Origin of the sequence: Arthrobacter sp. MYb221 (genome assembly GCF_002979835.1) — a bacterium.
Classification (GTDB): Bacteria; Actinomycetota; Actinomycetes; order Actinomycetales; family Micrococcaceae; genus Glutamicibacter.
On sequence record NZ_PCPW01000008.1, the window covers coordinates 59,688 to 77,078 of the forward strand.

The window sequence follows — 17,391 nt, forward strand, 5'->3', positions numbered from 1 at the left end:
TCCACTTCAGGACGTGGCGCCACGTCCTGAATCAGTAGGGCAGGCATTTATCTCTCGTTTACCGATGATGCTAAGCAACTCAGCACCGTCTCTAGGCTCAACTTATCTCTGTGGTGTCCGGTTCGTTCTGAAAATTTCGACACCCCTACTTAAGTATGATTTACAAGTATTTCGGCATTGACTATGCTCAATATAGCAAATCGTCAGGAGTAAGCAGGTCTTCTGTTCGGTGAGCTTTCCCTTCGAGGGCACGGTACCCCTCGGTTTAGGCTACAGGCAACGCAGGAGAAAAATGCTGAAATTTTTTGGACTAACCAAGGATGACGCAGATGATGGAACATTGCCCATCTGGCAGGGTGCAAACAAGAAAAAACGGGTAATCTACTTTTCAGTTTCCCTAGTTCTGGCGATAGCTGTCTTTTTTGTAACGTCATGGTTGCTCGCAGACGTGCAACCAAAAGACTTCACCAAATATATCCCCGGCATGTTTGCAACGGGACTGCTCTTGTTTTCTACCGTGGTATCTGAACGCTCACTGCTGCGTGCTAAAGAAGGGCCCACGCGAAACGAAGACGAGCAGTAAATAGATAAGGCAACGTCCTTTTGTTTATATTTTGGAGAATGTGTGTCGATGTTTAAAAAGCGCGTTGTGATGCTTTGCTCGGGGGTTCTCGTAGGAACTCTTCTAGTAGCAGCACCAAGCAGTGCTCTTGCGGCTGAAAGCCCTACCGTACCTTCAGTGGCTGTCGGGCAGCCCAAGTCGGTGGCGCTCGATCTGACTTCAAACCGGTTCGAAGATTGCCCTACGACAAATATTGAGGCCCCGAAAGCTAGCAAGCTCGGCGATAATCTAGGTCCCGGAATCACGGAAGAATTTGATACGGCAACACTCGTGGTTATCAACAAGTCGCGGATCGCCGCGGGCGAACCGGCTTTCGGAGTAAATGTCAAAGCTATGCGTTATTTCGATTCTGGACGGATCGCAACCCTGAGCGCTAAAGGCACGATCATTGAGGAAGTCTCTCCTGCCTATTCCAATACTCAAAACCTTGTTTCTTCCACAATTGCCCAACCAGCCGGTTGGCTTCATCCTGAAGTCAAGCGAATAATCACCGCCTGTCTGGGTGTTGGCTCGCATGGTGCTGCAACTTTTGAGCTGTTCCTTCAAGAACTAGCTACTCCTAAAAACGCTGCAAAGTTCGTCATTCGTCGCCTTGGCGTGTTGGGAGCGATCAGCTGTGCCGGCGGCATTATTTGGGAATACCTATAAACGACTTAGGGTAAAAATATCTTCCCCACCACTGAACAAAAGCCTGGAACACCTATGCTCATGGTGCTCCGGGCTTTTGCCTTGACTGCCGTAAGTACAGCATTAGTCCTCAGGCAAACCGCCCTGGACAGCTCGCGAAAAGAGCTGTCGTGCCGCTGGAGCCGGTCCAGCGCCCAGAGGAAGGCTGCGAGGGTCTCGCCAGAACCGGGAAAGAATCTCACTCATATCTTCGATCCTAGGGGTGCGAACCGACTAAGCGAGGCCTTGCGGCACCCAAAGCCGAACTGAATTGCGCTGCTGCCAGGGGCGCTATTCGCTCTGCCGTCCTCTGCTGCCCGGCCCGGCGGTTGACCTGACCCCCAGTCGCAAAAGCGGCTTGCTATGCCAACTCGTTTTGGCCCTGGCCATCGAATGTGAGGCTCGCGTCGAGCCGCTTCGAGCGGTCGAATCCAATCGAATATTTGAACGTTAAAGAATGCGGTAGGGTGAGCTTTGGTCGGTTTTTCGCGTTGCCGACCACCGATTCCGGCCAAAAATCGGTGATTCTTGGCACAATCGAGTGCCCGGAATGAGAGCTGAATCGCTCCACCTTGTAGTGCCCATCACCCTTCTGACCCCATGTTTCGGCACTTTAACTGGCGTCCTGCCTCCAGCCCCGGCAGCAGGCAGGCAAATTGGCGGTTCGAATTAGTTCCCTAGAATTTTCTCTGGCCGAGAAATTGCTGCTGATCAAGCGCAAGGGCCGAACCGAGTGAAAGAGGCAGCTCCGTAAAGCCGAACTGACCGAACGTATCCGCGACCCCGCGGCCAAGCTGAGCGAAGGAACGAGATGACCTTGAATGAAGCCGGACCCTGGTCCGGGCGCGATGACGGTCCCGGGGTGCAGAACGCACGCTGGCACAACACCATCAAGCCGTGGCGGCCAGGCGCGGGAGCCGGTGCCACGCTGCTGGGTTTCGCCAGCGACGAGGGCGTGCGCCGCAACAAGGGCCGCACCGGGGCCAAGGCCGGCCCCGCGGCGCTGCGCGCGGCGTTGTCTTCCATCGCTCTTCAGGAGCCGGCCAACCTCTTCGACGCCGGTGACGTGATGGTTGAAGGCCAAGAGCTAGAAGCGGGCCAGGAAGAATTCGCGAACGCGCTAGCCGGCCTGCTGCGCGACGGCCAATTCACCGTGGGGCTGGGCGGCGGACACGAGATCACCTTCGCCTCTTATGCAGGCATCGCCAAAGCGCTGGGTACCGCCGGTCCGTGGAGCCTGGGCTGCCTGAATATCGACGCGCACTTCGATTTGCGCGTCGCGCAGGCGGCTACCTCGGGCACCGGGTTTGCGCAGATCGCCGCGGCCGAGGCGGCCGCGGGCCGTCCATTCCGCTACGCAGCGGTGGGCATTTCCGAGGCGTCCAACACCAAGCTGCTCTTCGACCGTGCGCAGGACCTCGGCGTGCAGGTGCTGCTCGACACCGAATGCCACCTGGGCAATCTCGATGCGGTGCGGGAATTTGTTGCCGGCTTCGCCGGCTCGGTGGATCACCTGTACCTGACCATCGATCTGGACGCCTTGCCCGCGTCGGTGGCGCCGGGGGTGAGCGCGCCGGCCGGCTACGGCATTGGCCTGGAGGTGGTGCGTGCCATCGTGCTGGCGGCAGCGGCCAGCGGCAAGCTGCTTCACGCAGACATCGCCGAATTGAATCCCGACTTCGACATCGACCAGCGCACCGCCCGCACCGGTGCCCGCCTGGTCCACGACCTCATCATGAGCAAAGGGTAAAAGCTATATGGATATACAACTTGACCTGGTGCAGACTTCGGCCCTGGCGATGATCTTGCTGGCCGGTGGCGAATGGGCCCGGCGCAGGATTGGCTTCCTGCAGCGCTTCTGCATCCCGGCCCCCGTGGTGGGCGGCTTCTTGTTCGCGCTGCTGGTGCTGGCGCTGCGTCAGACCGACGTCGCGCAGATCCAGCTCGATACCACGCTGCAGACTCCTGCCATGGTCGCGTTCTTCACGACCATCGGCCTGGCCGGTTCGCTGGCCACCATCAAAAGGGGCGGCAAGCTGCTGCTCATCTACTTGGTGGCCTGCTGGTCCCTGGCGATCATGCAGAACGTGATCGGGATGGGGATGGCCAAAGCCGTCGGTATCGAGCCGATGCTCGGCATCATGGCCGGGGCGGTAGGCCTCGAGGGCGGGCACGGCAACGCCGCGGCCTTCGGCCCGACCGCCGAGGCCATGGGTTTCGAGGGTGCGACCACGGTGGCGATTGCCTCGGCAACCTTCGGCCTGGTGGCCGGCAGCATGCTCGGCGGCATGACCGCTAACTTCCTGGTGGCTCGGCATAACGTGCAGATCCCCGAGAAGGCCGGGCTGCTGGGCAAGATGGCAGTTGCCGGGACCGTAGCCAAGAACATGGTGACCGGCGCCAATGCGGCCGGAGGCAAGGACGGCGCGGCTGCGGTAGCCACCGACCGGCGGACCGGGGACGCCAACGCCGAGGGCGAAGGACTCCAATACAACCGGCTGCTGACCGTCTTGGTGGTCATTGCCGCGCTCATGGTTGCCGGCACGGTGCTCGGCGGCTGGCTTTCGGAGATCACCGGCCTGACCCTGCCCGCGTACGTGGGGGCGATGATCGTTGCGGTGATCTTCCGCAACGTCAATGACAAGCTGGGCTGGTTCAAGATCAGCGACGAAGCGGTCGAGCTGATCGCAAAGTTCACCCTCGGTTTCTTCCTGACCCTGGCGATGATGAGCCTGAAGATGTGGGAGCTCGCCTCGCTGGCCGGCCCGCTGGTTCTCATCCTGGTGGTGCAGGTGCTGTTCATTCTGGCGTTCGCCGTATTGGTGGTCTTCCGGATGCTCGGCAAGGACTACGACGCGGCCACCATGGTCGCCGGCTTCATCGGCCACGGCATGGGCGCCGCACCCAACGCGCTGGCCAATATGGATGCCTTCAACTCCAAGTTCGGAGTCCGCTCCGAGCGGGCGTTCCTGATCGTCCCGCTGGCCGGCGCCGTGCTGATCGACATGGTGGCGCTGCCATGGATCGTGTGGTGCATGAACCTGGTCGGCTAGCCGAGCCAGGGGAGCCAACCCGCCGGCCACCGGCCGGCGGGTTGCTGTCTTTGCGCCTCGAAAAATCTATCTCTGTTGCCGGTTTCGTTCGGCCTTGCCGGATGGACTGCTGGCCACCTGGATTCTCAAGGCAACGGTTGGGGCTGCGCCAGCTTGGGGTGTTCCAACTCCAGGTCCTGTGCGCTAGCACCGGTCTACACGTGGTGGTATTTGCCTCCGGCGAGGATGTCCTGGGCGCGGTAGAGCTGTTCGGTGAGGATCAGCCGCACCAGCTGGTGGGGGAAGACCAGCTTGGACAGCGACCAGGCGAAGTTCGCGCGCTGGTGGACCGAGGCGTCCACCCCGTAGGCTCCGCCGATGATGATGACGACATTGCGCGAGGAATCGATCGGAGCGCGAAGGGTGTCCGCCAGCGTGGGGGAGTCCACGTTCTTGCCGCGTTCGTCCAGGAGCACCACAAAGTCATCCGCGGAGATCTTCGCCAAGATCCGTGCCGATTCCTCGGTGCGTGCCGCGTCGTTCTCGCGCGATGAATGGTTGAGCAGCTGCCAGGACAAATCGAAGGGCTTCTTCAGGCGTTTTGCGTAGCGGGAGATTCCCTCCTCCACCCAGGACTCGTGCTTCTTGCCAATGGCTAAAACCTTGATCGTCATGTGACTATTCTTCCGCATGAGCCGGCATCGCCGGTGCACCCGGCTGGCCACTACGATGGAAGTCATGAGATCTTCCTGGTACTTCCGTCAAGGTCAACGGCCCCGCGGCACGCAGATCCTGTGGATCATCTTTGGTCTCGTGGTTGCCATGTTCTACTTCACCCGCCGCGTGCTGGTCTCGCTGCATGTGGGCGGCTGGGCCAAAGACCTGGATGAGCCGGCATACCGCTGGGTCTTGGAGCATCAGGTCCCCGCGTGGCAATCCCTCGCCGACCTGCTGTACTTCTGGGGTTCCACCCCGGGAATGACGCTGATCATGCTGGTGCTGACCGGGTTGCTGTGCTGGTTCACGCGCAGCGTTTGGCCGTTGGCGGCGGTCGCATTCACGGCGCTGGTCTCGGTGTTGCTGACGGTGCTGCTGAAGGCGAATCTTCGGGTGCCGCGTCCGCAAGGGATCCCCGGCGGACCTGCGCCGCCCGAATCGTTCTCGTTTCCCAGCGGGCATACGCTGAACGCGATGGCGCTGATCGGCATCGCCAGTTACCTGGCCATCGTCTACGGACTGCGCCGCTACGCCTATCTGATCGCGACCCTGGCCGGACTGTTTATCCTCGCCATGGGTGCCTCGCGCATCTACCTTGGACATCATTGGGTCTCGGACGTGGTGGTGGGGCTGCTCATCGGGGCCGCCTGGGCCGCGGTGGTAGCGATCCTGCATTTCTACTTCGTGCCCCGGCGGCCGGTGGCTAGCCGCCCATCACGCGGATCGGCGAACCCTTAGCCCAGGCGCGGATGTTCTCCACCGAGTCACGGTAGAACATTTCGAACTGTTCGGCGGTCACGTAGCCGATATGCGGGGTGGCTATCAGCCCGCGCGTGCGGGTGAGCTGGTCAAGCACCGGCAACGGTTCCACGTCGAATACGTCCACGGCCGCCAGCCGCAGCAGCTGGTTTTCCAAGGCGGAGATCAGTGCCGGGGTTTGCACGATGCGGCTGCGCGAGGTGTTCACCAAGATCGCTTCGGGCTTCATCCAGGACAGCTGCTTGGCGGAGATGGCCCCGGTGCTGCGCGCGGAGAGCTTCAAGTGGACGGTGAGCACGTCGCTGGTGGCGAAGAGCTCGGCCTCGGAGACCAGCTCGACGCCCACTTCGGTGGCCCGGGCCTTGGTCAGGTTCTGGCTGTAGGCGATCACCCGCATGCCAAAGGCCAGGCCGACCTTGGCCACCCGCGAGCCGAGATTTCCCAAGCCATACACGCCCAGGGTTTTCCCGGCCAGCCCGATGCCGAAGGTCGACTGCCAGGGCGCGGATTCGGTGCGCGGCGAGTCGGTGGAGAACAGTTCCACGTCGAGCCGGCGGGCGGCGGCGAGAATCAGCGCCCAGGTGTGTTCCACGGCGTCGGTCGGAACGTACCCGGTATGGGTAACGAGCACATCGTGCGCCGCGGCAGCGTCCAGGTCGATCGATCCATTGCGCCGGCCGGTGGAAACCAGCAGCTTCAGGTTGGGCAGCCGCTGGAAGCTGGCTTCGCTGAAGGGTGTGCGCTCGCGCATCGCCACGATGGCATCAAAGGGTTCCAGCGCCGCGCAGACGGCGCTGTCCTCGTGGCCGAGGTGCTCGTTGAAGACGGTCAATTCGGCGTTCAGCTCGGCCGCGAGCTCGTCGAAATCCGCGAAGTCGCGAGCCGCGTTCTGGTAGTCGTCCAAGATAGCAATGCGCATGCCTTCATCATATGCGTGGGCGGGCTTTGGCGCCGCAGCTTTGAGCCAATGAGTCGGCTGCGCGGGACCGGCGGGGCAGGCGAAGGCACAAAGAAGGTGGCGCCCGCATTGGAGTATGCGGACGCCACCAGCAGCTGCTGCAGATTACTCGGTGACCTCGAAGGAGAGCTCCTCGGTGAAGGAGCGGCCGTGGACATCGGTAGCGGTGACCGTGGCGGTGTGTGCTCCCACCGTCAAATCCGTGGGCAGCTCAAGACGCCACAAGTGGTTAGTCTTCTCGGCCAGCCCGCCACCGTGGACGAACTGTTCGGCGATGGCCACCGGATCGGAGTATTCGGCGCCCACCAGTGGTCGTTCCCCCGCCATCTGCTGGGTGCGGGTGGCCAGCGAAGCTTCTTCGCCATCCAGGGTGACCTCCACGCTCGATCCGGTGCTGCCCATCCAGAAGTTCGTGGTCAGCCAGGTCTCTGCGGAGAGCTCGGCTTGGCTCACGGACAGCGGATTTGCAAGTGGGTCCACCGTGCCGCGTGGCTGGTCGACATTTTGTGCGTACCATTCGCGGTAGGCCGGGGTGTTCAGTCCCAGCGCCATCTGCTTGGTCTCGTCGCCGCCGGTGACGGTGAAGCGTTCGGTAATGGCATCATTCTTGATATCGAGGGTCAGCACGCCCGGCGGGGTGCCGTCACGCTGGATGGAAGTGGGGTAGCCGCTGTCGGTGACTCGGCCCGCGTACCACTGCCCGGAGACCGCAGGGACCGTCAGGTGGGTGAAGGGCAGTCCCTCCGCCCCAACCTCGTCACGCCATCCGTCCAACAGATCCCCGGCACGCAGGTTCTCGGACATGTGCGTGTGCCCGCCCAGCGACACGACTTCGCGGCCCTTAAGGATCTCGTAGATTTCCTTGACCTGCTTGGTGGTGTGCGAATCGCTGTAGAAGAATTCCAGGAGCGGGCTGTGCCCGGCCAGCACGATGGCCTTGTTCTTGGGAACTTTGGCGATATCCGCGCGCAGCCATTGAAGCTGCCGCTCGCCCAGGTCATAGGTGTAGTCGCTCTTCTTGGCGGGAACTTTCGTGGGGTACGCGATGGTGCTCAGCGCGACCACGTGCGTCTTGCCAGCGTCATAGGAGTAGTACTCCGGGCCGAACTGGGCGCGGTAGCTGTCGAATTCGTGCTCGCCGTCCAGGGCGTCAAAGTCCATGTCGTGGTTGCCTGGAAGGAAGCGCGCTGGCCCGTTGAGCATGGAGGTCAGCTCTCGGGTCTGCGCGAACAAGGACAGGTCATCTCCGACCAAGTCGCCAATGAACAGCGCCCCGCATCCGGTGTAATCGTTGCGCTCGGCCAGATCGGTGAAGACGCCGCTGCGGGCGAATTCAACTTCTTCCTGATCATAGGTCTGCACGTCCGCGCCGATGAGGCAGCTCTGCTCCGGGGATTGGGTGGCGGAGCTGCGCGTCAGTGGGAAGTTGACGGCTTGCGGCAGCGGGCCTGTGGGCTCGATTCCGCCGTATTTCAACTCCGGCGAACCTTCCGGAAGGTGGGTGTAGGAGAACTGGGCGACGTTGTGTTCATCAACCGGCACCTGGTAGCCGCGTGGTTGGGTGACGAACATGGTCATGTTCTCGAAGGACGGCAACTCGTAGCGTCCCTGGCCGTCTGTGGTGGTCACCTCTCGTCCATTGGAGACGGTGACCCCTGGCCTGCCCGGCTCGTTGGAGTCATGCTTGGAGTTTTGGTTGCTGTCCTCGAACACCACGCCATCGATGGTTTTCGGGGTTTCAGCCTGGTCTTGGGTGGAGGCGGGAATCGCTTCGACGGTGCCGCGGTAGGCGCTGGATTCCCAAGTGGCGCTGGATGTATTAGCCGGCTCCGGAATGGGGGACGAATTCGCTGCGGTAAGGGCAACTGAGGTTGCAACGACGACGAGAGCGCCTGCGGTGAGTCGTACGGGTGTGATGCGATTGGTTTTGCCGGGTCGAGCGAATGATTTCACGAACGTTCCTCCGGGGTGGTGGCAATCTGCCGGACCTTTGACCGGCCAGAGCCAACGCTGCCAGCCGGAGGTAAATAGCAACCCCTGCTGAGGTAATCTCGAATAATCGATCTCGTTAAAACTAACTCGGTGTCTTGGGCTTATTTAACGTCCCTATGCGTCGAATGCTAGGAGTCAGAAGTGGATTTAGCGCATATATTGCCGGCCGGGCGGCGCGGGCGGCGCCTGCTGTGGGAATTTGCGCTGGCCGGCGAAGAGCAGCTGCTGCCCGCATTTGATGAGCATCCGTTGCACTCGGGAATGTTCCATGCCGCTTATCAGGTGGAAGCATGCCGCGGTGATTCCGTGGTCATGTTCGGGCCGGGAGCCGAGGTGGGACGCGGGATCAAAGTCGGTGCGGAAGAGCTTGCCGAACTCTTGAATGGCACCGAGCTTGTTGCGGTGACCGACATGCTCCTGAAGGGGGCGCTGGAGCGCTCCGTCGATGCTGCCAGATACTGGCAGGAGCCGGATGGCGAAGACACGCTGTTGGCCTCGCCGGTGCTCGCGGAGCCGCTGCAACGAATTGCTGGACACATTGCGGACTCCGGCAAGGCGCAATGGTGGTGTGCGCCCGTTGATCTGCGCTCACAGTTTCACGTGGAATTTGATCAACTCGATCCCAGCGCTTCGGTGACACTCGCCGAACGCAGCGTGGCCGACGAGCTCGAACGCTGGAAGGAACGACTGATCCTGACCGAGGAGCGTTTCGCCGCCGAAAAGCCGACACCGGTCAGCGCAAACCTCAGTGGCGAATGGTGGTCCAAGCCCAGCATGAACCTTGTGGCCACCAGCGCAATCTTCGCCGACAAACAGCCGCTGGGCTTGAGCTGCGTCGAAGACGGTTTCGGCTGGGAGCAAGCGGTAACCCGAGCGGCGAGCGTGCCGCCCTCGGTGCGGATCCTGGAGATCTCTTCTGCCGCAGATTGGGTTCGGTTGTGCCGCAAATATGGCATCGAGGTCACCGCCGGCAAACGCAATGACTGGTATCGAACCACCGGCCGCGACGGCTCCTGGGTGATGCCCGACTGGTCGCTGGTCGCGCAGCATTATGACTGCGTGCATCTGAGCGTGGCCGGATATCTCGCCCTTGCCGGCGAATGCCTTGAAGTAGATGAAAATTTCGCCAGCACGATCGCCGGATGGGACCCGGATAAGACCTTTTGGCTCACCGATGAGATCAGATTCTATTCGGAACCCATGAATTGGAGCTGCCTGGATGCAAACAGCGAGGCGCGTCGTTGGGTTTGCACGACGGGACAAGAGGGTTCATGAGCAGGTCACGGGCGCAGCTGAACGGCCGGAAATCTGGTGCAATGGAAGCTATGACTGAAGCGAAATCCGAAAACCTGGCTGCTGCTACCGAGATCCTGCTGCAATTGCGCTGGTCGGATCAGGACGCATTGGGGCATGTGAACAATGCCCGCATCATCACGCTGATGGAAGAGGCACGCATCCGCTGGACACGCGAAGACGGCAAAACCGGCCGCTTCGAATTCGGCACGGTAGTCGCCTCGATCCAGGTCGACTACCTGCGCCCGCTCTATTACCAGCCGGAAATGCTGATCCGCATGGGGATTACCCGCATCGGGACCAAATCCTTCAGCGTGCGCGGGATCGGCTACCAGGATGGGCATCCGGTCTTCGACTCGACAACGGTGATGGTCCCCTTGGCCGCGGATGGCAAGTCCTCAAGGGCCCTGAGCGAATTCGAACGAAGCTGGCTTGAACGTTCAGTGATAGAAGCGCGCGCCTGAGTCATCGATAATTGCATAGACCGGCCTATTTGTCTCACGTGCTTTCTATGATGGGTAGAACGGCACCATCAATTCAGGCCGTTGGACAGCTGGAAGAAGTGAGTCGAAAACGTGGATTACTACGCCGTCCAAGGATTGCGCGAGAACCATCCCGGGTGGGCGCTGCTGCGCGCTGACCATGCGCCGCTGGTTGTCGCGTTCTTCGCCGCGGCTTTCATTGAACCGAATCGCCGCAACATTCCACGGCGGGAACTAATCGATGCTCTTGACGACGTGCTGTTTACGGTTCGTGAGGGACTGGGAGAAGGAAGTTTCCCACGCGCCGCAACGGAGTACCTTGATAACTGGGCCGCTCCGGAGAAAGCTTGGCTTCGAAAGTTCTATATTGCCGGTCAGGACGACCCGATCTTCGACCTGACGCCTACCACCGAGGACGCGGTGCGTTGGGTTCAGGCGCTGCAAGGCAGAGAATTCGTCGCCACGCAATCGAGGCTGACCGGGATATTTTCCCTGCTCAAGACCCTCGTTCGCGGTTCAGAAACCGACCCTGAGGTCCGTCTGGCACAACTACGCGCCGAGCGTCTGGCGATCGATGTGAAGATCGAAGCGGTCGCTGCCGGTGATATGCCGGTAATGTCTGCTCCGGAAGCCCTAGACCACTACCAGCAATTGCGTGCTCAAGCCCAGGATCTGCTCTCTGACTTCCGCGAAGTCGAACAAAACTTCCGTGACCTAGACCGCCAAGTGCGTGAACGAATTTCCACCTGGGAAGGCACCCAAGGCGAGTTGCTGGATGCGATCTTCACGAATCAAGAAGATATCTCCGGATCGTTGCAGGGACGAACCTTCCAGGGTTTTTGGGATTACCTGATGTCGCCAGCGCAACGTTCTGAATTGAACGAGCTACTGGAACAGGCAACACAAATCCCTGCACTGCAGCGGATCGAAGGATTGGGCGAGATCCTGCATCTTCAACGCGACTGGTTGCCTGCCGTAGAACAGACCCAAGGCACGGTGCGTCGGCTGTCTCAGCAGATGCGCCGGCTGCTAGATGACAAGGTGTTTTTGGAGAACAAACGCATCATGCAGCTGATCCGAAGCATCGAGTCGAATGCGTTGGTACTGCGCAACGAACCACCTAGCGGAACCATCGCCGAAATCCCTACCCAACAAATTGAGGTAGTCCTGCCCTTTGAGCGGCCCCTGTATAAGCCAGGGACTCAAGTAATAATCAATGACGAGGTAGAACTTTCCGAAGATAGCGAAGTCGATTCGAGCGCGCTTTTCGAGCAGTTTTATGTGGATCGCAGCGAACTTCAATCGAATATCGATGAGGCCTTGTCGCAGGACTCGCAAGCGAGTTTGGAAGAGATACTTCAGTTGCATCCCTTAGAAAAAGGATTGGCGGAGATCGTCACTTATTTCCAGATCGCGGCAGAGTCCAAATGGGCGAATATTGATGCGTCGCGGACCCAGACGCTGAGCTGGACGACAAATTCCGGTGCGCTGCGTGAAGCCACTGTGGAGCACATTACATTTGTGAGGGCTGACTAGAGATGACCGAAGCATTGCCATTCGATACCGACGCAGCAGTAACAGCAACCGCGGCCGCTCTGCCCACCGATTCGCTCTCCCTGGTGGTCACTCATCTGCTTAAAGGCGTGATCTACCGCGAATCAGATGAAAAGTTGTGGCAAGAGCTAGGGGAGAACATCAGCTCGGCGCGGGATTACGTGGCGGTGCTTGGCCTAGAGCTATTCCATGATGATATCGAAGGCTACGCATTCTTGCGTTCGAAAGCCGCAGAAGACTCCAAGCTGCCACGATTGGTAGCTCGCAGGCAATTGACCTTTCACGTCTCCTTGCTGCTCGCGCTGCTGCGGGTGAGGCTGGCCGAATTCGACCAGCAGACCGCCGAAACTCGTCTGGTTATGACGCGCGAACAGATCGCTGAGCTGGTCTCGGTATTTATGCCCGAAACCAGCAATGAGGTCAGGATGTTCGATCAACTGAACGCCAGCATCAAGAAGGTGGCCGAGATGGGCTTCCTGCGTAAGCTTCGCGGCAGCAATGACAGCTTTGAGGTTGCGCGGATCATAAAGGCATTCGTCGATGCTCAATGGCTCGGGGAACTCGATGCACGCCTAGCTGATTACCGCACCGCCTTGGAGGAGAAATAATGGCATCGAAAAACACCTCGGATTTGCAAGACTCGCTCTTCATCTCCCTACCCGATGTTGCCGCGGTGAAACCAGAGCCAACCAAGTCGACCGAGCCCTTGCCCAAGGCGAACGGCCCACGCGTTGAACAGACCGAGACCTTGGAATTCGAAGGACATGACCCCGGTTTTCGATTGCGCCGGCTGGAGATCCTGAATTGGGGAACCTTCGATGGGGCGGTGCGTCGCTTTATTCTGGACGGTGAAAACAGTTTGCTGACCGGAGACATCGGCTCGGGCAAATCAACCGTCGTAGACGCGATCACGACTCTGCTGTTACCGGCTCATCGGATTGATTTTAATAAGGCCGCCGGGGCCCAGAAAAAAGAACGCAGTCTCATGTCCTACGTGCGTGGCTTCCATAAGTCAGAACGCGGTGGAGGAGACGCTTCAAAACCTGTAGCTTTGCGTAAACCTGGCAGCTACACCGTGGTACTGGGCATCTTCGGCAACGCCGAGATGGACAAGACTGTTAGCCTGGCGCTCACCTTATGGGCCACGCAAGAAGCCGGGCAACCTAACCGTTTCTATTCCCTTTCCGAGTCGGAGCAGTCAATCACCGGGAACTTCGCCGACTTCGATGGTGACCCGCTGAAACTCAAACGACGGTTGCGCGGCGACGGCGTGACGGTCTTTGACACCTTCGACAGTTATGAATCGGCGTTTAAGCGACAGTTCGGCATTTCTGGTTCCCAAGCCATGGAACTGTTCCACCGCACGGTGTCAATGAAGCAGGTTGAGAACATCACCAGCTTCGTGCGCACAAATATGCTCGACGACGATGACGTGGCTGGTCGGTTGAAGAACCTGATCCTGCATTTTGATGATCTGAAGAAGGCCCACGATGCGGTGCGCCGGGCCAATGATCAGATCGACATGCTTGTTCCGATTCGGGAACATGCTCAACGGCACCGGCAATTATCCGCAAAAGAATCCACGTACCGCTCGGTGCGCGAGGAACTGACCCCGTGGTTCATGTCCAGACAGCTAGAACTAAGCCTGGAACACCAAGCGGAGCTGGAACGCACCGCGACCAGGCTTCGTCGGGATTCTGCTGCCAAGAAAGCCGGGGTTTTCAAAGCGCAGGAACAACTAGCTGTGATTCGCGAGGACATCAGAGTCCACGGCGGTGGCCGGCTGGCAACCATCGACAGCGAAATCCACGCGGCTACCGTTCGTCAAGAGTCCCAAAAGGCCAAAGCCGAATCCTATGCAAGCTCGGCTGCCCTGCTGGCGCTGCAGCCCGTCCGAGACCAGGTGGATTTCGATGCGAACGTGGCCGATTTGCCTGAAGTTACCGTGCGATTGGAGCGGGAGGCTGCGGTACTCAATGACGGCCACGGAAGGCTGCTGGCGTTAATTGCGGAAGCCAAAGCCGAAGAACAGTCGCTGCACGAGGAACTCGCGTCCCTGCAGGCGCGAACGAACCTGCTTCCGCGCGAACAGCTTGAAATCCGCCGGCGACTTTGTGAGGCGACTGGGCTGGAGGAGACGAATCTGCCGTATATCGGTGAACTCTTGCGTGTGCGTCCCGGCGAACAGCTCTGGGAAGGCGCCGCCGAGTTGGCGCTGCGCGGGTTTGCACTGTCATTGCTGGTGCCCCAGCAGCATTATGCTGCGGTATCCGTTTGGGTAGACCGCAACAACCTTCGCGGGCGATTGGTCTACCGCAAGGTCGATTCGCAACCGATGCAAGCTGTGGAGCAACGTGCCGGAACGTTGGCGTCCAAGATTGAAATCAAGGTAGGGACGCAGTTCCGCCCATACCTGGCGGCACAGCTGAACACACGTTTCGACCACCACTGTTGTGAATCCCTGGATGAATTTCGTCGCCATGCCAAAGCCGTCACACCCAACGGCCAGTTAAAAACCGGTGGAGGGAGACACGAAAAAGATGACCGCCCTGCGCGCCGGGATCGACGGAACTTCGTGCTCGGCTGGGATAACCACGAGAAAACCACCACGATCCGGCGGCTCGTGGATGAGGCGGTAGCCAAACGGCAGGGAGTCGAACAGCGGATTGCTGTGGTGTTGCGGGAGCTTGGAAAACTTGGAGCGGCGCAGCGCGCGGTTGGCACGGTGGAGGCGGTTAAAACTTTCGCCGAAATCGGCTGGCAGCTCACCGCCAGGGAAATCGACAGATTGGTGGCGGAGCACAGGCAGCTGTCTTCGGCCAATGACCAACTCGCATTGCTGGCCGAGAAAGAGTCCGAACTGGTGCTTGAGCTGAAAAAGCTGCAGGATCAGGCCGAACAGTTTGGCATTCGAATTGGTAAGAACGAGCAAGGTCGCGAGGATATCGCTGGGACCATCAGCTCATGCGCGAAATCCTTGGAGCTGCGTCCGGTAACCACCGGTGAACAGGTACTGGCCGAGCTCGGGCGGCTTACGGGTGAGGCGTTGGGCGAGGCGGAACTGAGCTACAAGAACGTCCCGGGAATCGAAAGCTCGGTGAATAAACAGCTCACCGGACGCATTGACAACCTGAACAAGCAGGTCATTAGGGCCGGGGAAAGAACCCTGAACTTGATGGGTGCTTTTCGGGCCAAGTACAAGGAAGAGTGCACCGAATTCGACGAGGCGCTGGAGGCTGCGGACGAGTTCATCGCGCTGCTTGAACGACTGCAGAAAGATGACTTGCCACGTTTCGCGAGCAAGTTCAAGGAAGCGCTGAACCAGAATACGATCAACGAGATTGTCGCGTTCAACGCCTTCCTCGATGCTCGGAAGACAGACATTACCGGCCGTATCGATCAGATTAATGAATCGTTGGCGCAGATCGAGTACGACCCGGCCCGGCACATTCAGCTCGAGCATCACCAGAGTTCGGACCAGGAGATTCGCGAATTCGTTGTCGACTTGCGGGCTTGCTCCGAAGGAGCATTGGGGGAAAGCGAGCAATACTCTGAGCTGAAATTCGCCCAGGTTTCCAAGCTGGTGGAGCGTTTCCGTGGACGTGACGGGCTTACCAGCCTAGATCAGCGCTGGACCGAGAAGGTCACCGATGTTCGCAACTGGTTTACCTTCAGTGCCTCCGAAAGGTGGAGCGAGACCAACGAAGAATTTGAGCATTTCACTGATTCGGGTGGAAAGTCAGGAGGTCAGAAAGAGAAACTGGCCTACACCATCCTTGCAGCGGCGCTGGCTTTCCAATTCGGACTGGGCGGACGAAAGAGCGGGGGAACCGAAACCAAACGGAACTTCCGATTTGTCGTAATCGACGAGGCCTTCGGTAGAGGCTCGGACGCTTCGGCGCACTATGGCCTTCAGCTGTTCAAACGGCTGAAGTTGCAGTTGCTGATCGTCACCCCGTTGCAGAAGATTCACGTGATCGAGCCGTTCGTGGCGCATGTCGGATTCGTGGACAATCCTTCGGGACAGGCTTCGCAGCTGCGGAACATGACTATCGCAGAGTACCGGGCCGAGAAGGAACGCCGTGGCAACTAAGGAATCCGGGTGGACCACAGTTTCTAGCTTGCGGGCGGCGTCACTGAAAACCTGGGAGCGCGGACAGCTGCTGTGCGAGCTGCTGGAGCCAACGGGAGTTTATCCGCGCCGCAGGCCTTTGAAATCGCCAAATGCCGGGGAGTTGAGGCAGCGATTTGGCGAGGCGAAGAATTGGGTGAGCGAACTTCACCGGGCAGCTTCCCACTACCGCATCGAGTCCAAGAGCATCGGACACCAAAGCATTGGTGCCAACGATGTACCTCAGGCGGCTTGGTTCGATACCGTGCACCAGGAGATCGCATTCCTGGGTAAGGGGCGGGAAGCTGCGGCATTCACGCATTTAGCCTCGGCACTGTTGGGGAATGAACCGCAACTACGGCCCTGGGTGCTTGCGCGTCCCTTCCGGCTCGCGGCGTTGGGCTCCGAGTCACTAGCCGTGGCAAAGGTGGCCCGATGGCTGGTGGAGAACCGCGAACCGGGAATCTACCTGCGACAACTTGCACTTGCCGGAGTGCACACAAAGTTTATAGAAAAGCATCTGCGCGAGATCGACGAGATGGAGGCGGTGCTCAGCGGCACGGTAACTCCCCGCAGTTCCACAATAAAGTCCTTCAAATTGCGTCACGGGTTCAAGCTGGAACCGGACACCCTGCGTATTCGGGGGTTGGCCGAAACATTGGGCGCACCGGGCGGCGCCGAAGACCTTGAAATGACGGTCCAAGCCTTTGCCTCGATGTCACTTGCGGTGCGTACGGTTCTCGTGACCGAAAACCGGACCAATTTCCTGGCCATGCCGCTGATGCCGGAGAGTCTGGTCGTTTTCGGCGCAGGCTACGGGCTGGATGGACTGGCCGCAGCCGACTGGGTGAATGCCTGTGAGCTTGTGTATTGGGGAGACTTGGACACCCACGGTTTCGCAATTCTGAATCAATTGCGCTCGCACCACGGCCACGTTCGCAGTGTGATGATGGACCGGGAAACGCTGGAAGCGCACCGCGAATTCTGGGGCACCGAAGGCAAACCGTCCAAGGCGCGGCTGGATCATCTCACTGCGGCAGAGGCCTCGCTCCTGGCAAGCCTCCGCTCGGATGCCGACAGCACGCAGTTGAGGTTGGAGCAGGAACAGATTAATTGGGGATATGCGGTGGAGAAAATTGCCAGCGCCTGCGGCTGGGACCTGCCCTGCGTGATCGAATAGCAGCCGCGGCTACCGCACCCTTGCG

14 protein-coding genes are annotated in these 17,391 nt (G+C 59.6%); 11 read left to right on the forward strand and 3 right to left on the reverse strand.

Translation table 11 applies throughout. The features are described 5' to 3' along the window. Window positions 1–292 precede the first annotated feature (292 nt). The 4 genes from CQ015_RS11230 (at window position 293) to CQ015_RS11250 (ending at window position 4,341) form a co-directional block, all read left to right on the forward strand. Window positions 293–583, forward strand: coding sequence for a hypothetical protein (locus CQ015_RS11230; protein WP_105650146.1), 291 nt, complete (start codon window positions 293–295; stop codon window positions 581–583). A 48-nt stretch (window positions 584–631) separates the two neighbouring features. Beyond that, complete coding sequence (locus tag CQ015_RS11235; RefSeq protein ID WP_146114050.1) at window positions 632–1,270, forward strand: hypothetical protein; 639 nt, start codon at window positions 632–634, stop codon at window positions 1,268–1,270. Between the two features lie 829 nt (window positions 1,271–2,099). Then, window positions 2,100–3,038, forward strand: a complete 939-nt coding sequence (gene hutG, locus CQ015_RS11245; RefSeq protein ID WP_105650149.1) for a formimidoylglutamase — start codon at window positions 2,100–2,102, stop codon at window positions 3,036–3,038. A 7-nt stretch (window positions 3,039–3,045) separates the two neighbouring features. Further along, window positions 3,046–4,341: a sodium/glutamate symporter gene (locus CQ015_RS11250; RefSeq protein ID WP_105553457.1), complete on the forward strand. Its 1,296-nt coding sequence runs from the start codon at window positions 3,046–3,048 to the stop codon at window positions 4,339–4,341. Window positions 4,342–4,535: 194 nt separating this feature from the next. On the opposite strand, the gene CQ015_RS11255 is transcribed toward CQ015_RS11250, so the two are convergent. Then, window positions 4,536–4,994 carry a 23S rRNA (pseudouridine(1915)-N(3))-methyltransferase RlmH gene (locus CQ015_RS11255; protein ID WP_105553456.1) on the reverse strand — a complete coding sequence of 153 codons (459 nt, stop codon included), beginning with the start codon at window positions 4,992–4,994 and terminating at the stop codon, window positions 4,536–4,538. Window positions 4,995–5,058: 64 nt separating this feature from the next. Between CQ015_RS11255 and CQ015_RS11260 the strand changes: the two genes are divergently transcribed. After that, complete coding sequence (locus CQ015_RS11260) at window positions 5,059–5,775, forward strand: phosphatase PAP2 family protein (protein WP_181150406.1); 717 nt, start codon at window positions 5,059–5,061, stop codon at window positions 5,773–5,775. Here CQ015_RS11260 and CQ015_RS11265 read toward each other — a convergent pair. Together CQ015_RS11265 and CQ015_RS11270 are read right to left on the reverse strand one after the other, a co-directional pair. Next, the gene (locus CQ015_RS11265; protein ID WP_105650151.1) at window positions 5,741–6,715 is read right to left on the reverse strand and encodes a D-2-hydroxyacid dehydrogenase family protein; all 975 of its coding nucleotides are present in this window, start codon (window positions 6,713–6,715) and stop codon (window positions 5,741–5,743) included. The two genes, CQ015_RS11260 and CQ015_RS11265, sit on opposite strands and share 35 nt — an antisense overlap. Window positions 6,716–6,859: 144 nt before the next feature. Next, window positions 6,860–8,707: a calcineurin-like phosphoesterase family protein gene (locus CQ015_RS11270; protein WP_105650152.1), complete on the reverse strand. Its 1,848-nt coding sequence runs from the start codon at window positions 8,705–8,707 to the stop codon at window positions 6,860–6,862. Between the two features lie 180 nt (window positions 8,708–8,887). Between CQ015_RS11270 and CQ015_RS11275 the strand changes: the two genes are divergently transcribed. From CQ015_RS11275 to CQ015_RS11300, 6 genes are all read left to right on the forward strand, one after another. Beyond that, a complete protein-coding gene (locus CQ015_RS11275; protein WP_105650153.1) occupies window positions 8,888–10,021 on the forward strand; it encodes a hypothetical protein in 1,134 nt (377 codons plus the stop codon). A 50-nt stretch (window positions 10,022–10,071) separates the two neighbouring features. After that, window positions 10,072–10,503 (forward strand): thioesterase family protein, encoded by a 432-nt coding sequence (locus CQ015_RS11280; RefSeq protein WP_105569713.1) that lies wholly within the window; start codon window positions 10,072–10,074, stop codon window positions 10,501–10,503. A gap of 111 nt (window positions 10,504–10,614) precedes the next feature. Further along, window positions 10,615–12,057, forward strand: a complete 1,443-nt coding sequence (locus tag CQ015_RS11285; RefSeq protein ID WP_105569712.1) for a DUF3375 domain-containing protein — start codon at window positions 10,615–10,617, stop codon at window positions 12,055–12,057. A gap of 2 nt (window positions 12,058–12,059) precedes the next feature. Next, the gene (locus tag CQ015_RS11290; RefSeq protein ID WP_105569711.1) at window positions 12,060–12,683 is read left to right on the forward strand and encodes a DUF4194 domain-containing protein; all 624 of its coding nucleotides are present in this window, start codon (window positions 12,060–12,062) and stop codon (window positions 12,681–12,683) included. After that, on the forward strand, window positions 12,683–16,168 hold the full coding sequence (locus CQ015_RS11295; RefSeq protein WP_105650154.1) for an ATP-binding protein: 3,486 nt from the start codon (window positions 12,683–12,685) through the stop codon (window positions 16,166–16,168). The genes CQ015_RS11290 and CQ015_RS11295 overlap by 1 nt, the downstream gene beginning before the upstream one ends. Continuing rightward, the gene (locus CQ015_RS11300; RefSeq protein ID WP_105569709.1) at window positions 16,158–17,366 is read left to right on the forward strand and encodes a Wadjet anti-phage system protein JetD domain-containing protein; all 1,209 of its coding nucleotides are present in this window, start codon (window positions 16,158–16,160) and stop codon (window positions 17,364–17,366) included. The genes CQ015_RS11295 and CQ015_RS11300 overlap by 11 nt, the downstream gene beginning before the upstream one ends. Window positions 17,367–17,391 lie beyond the last annotated feature (25 nt).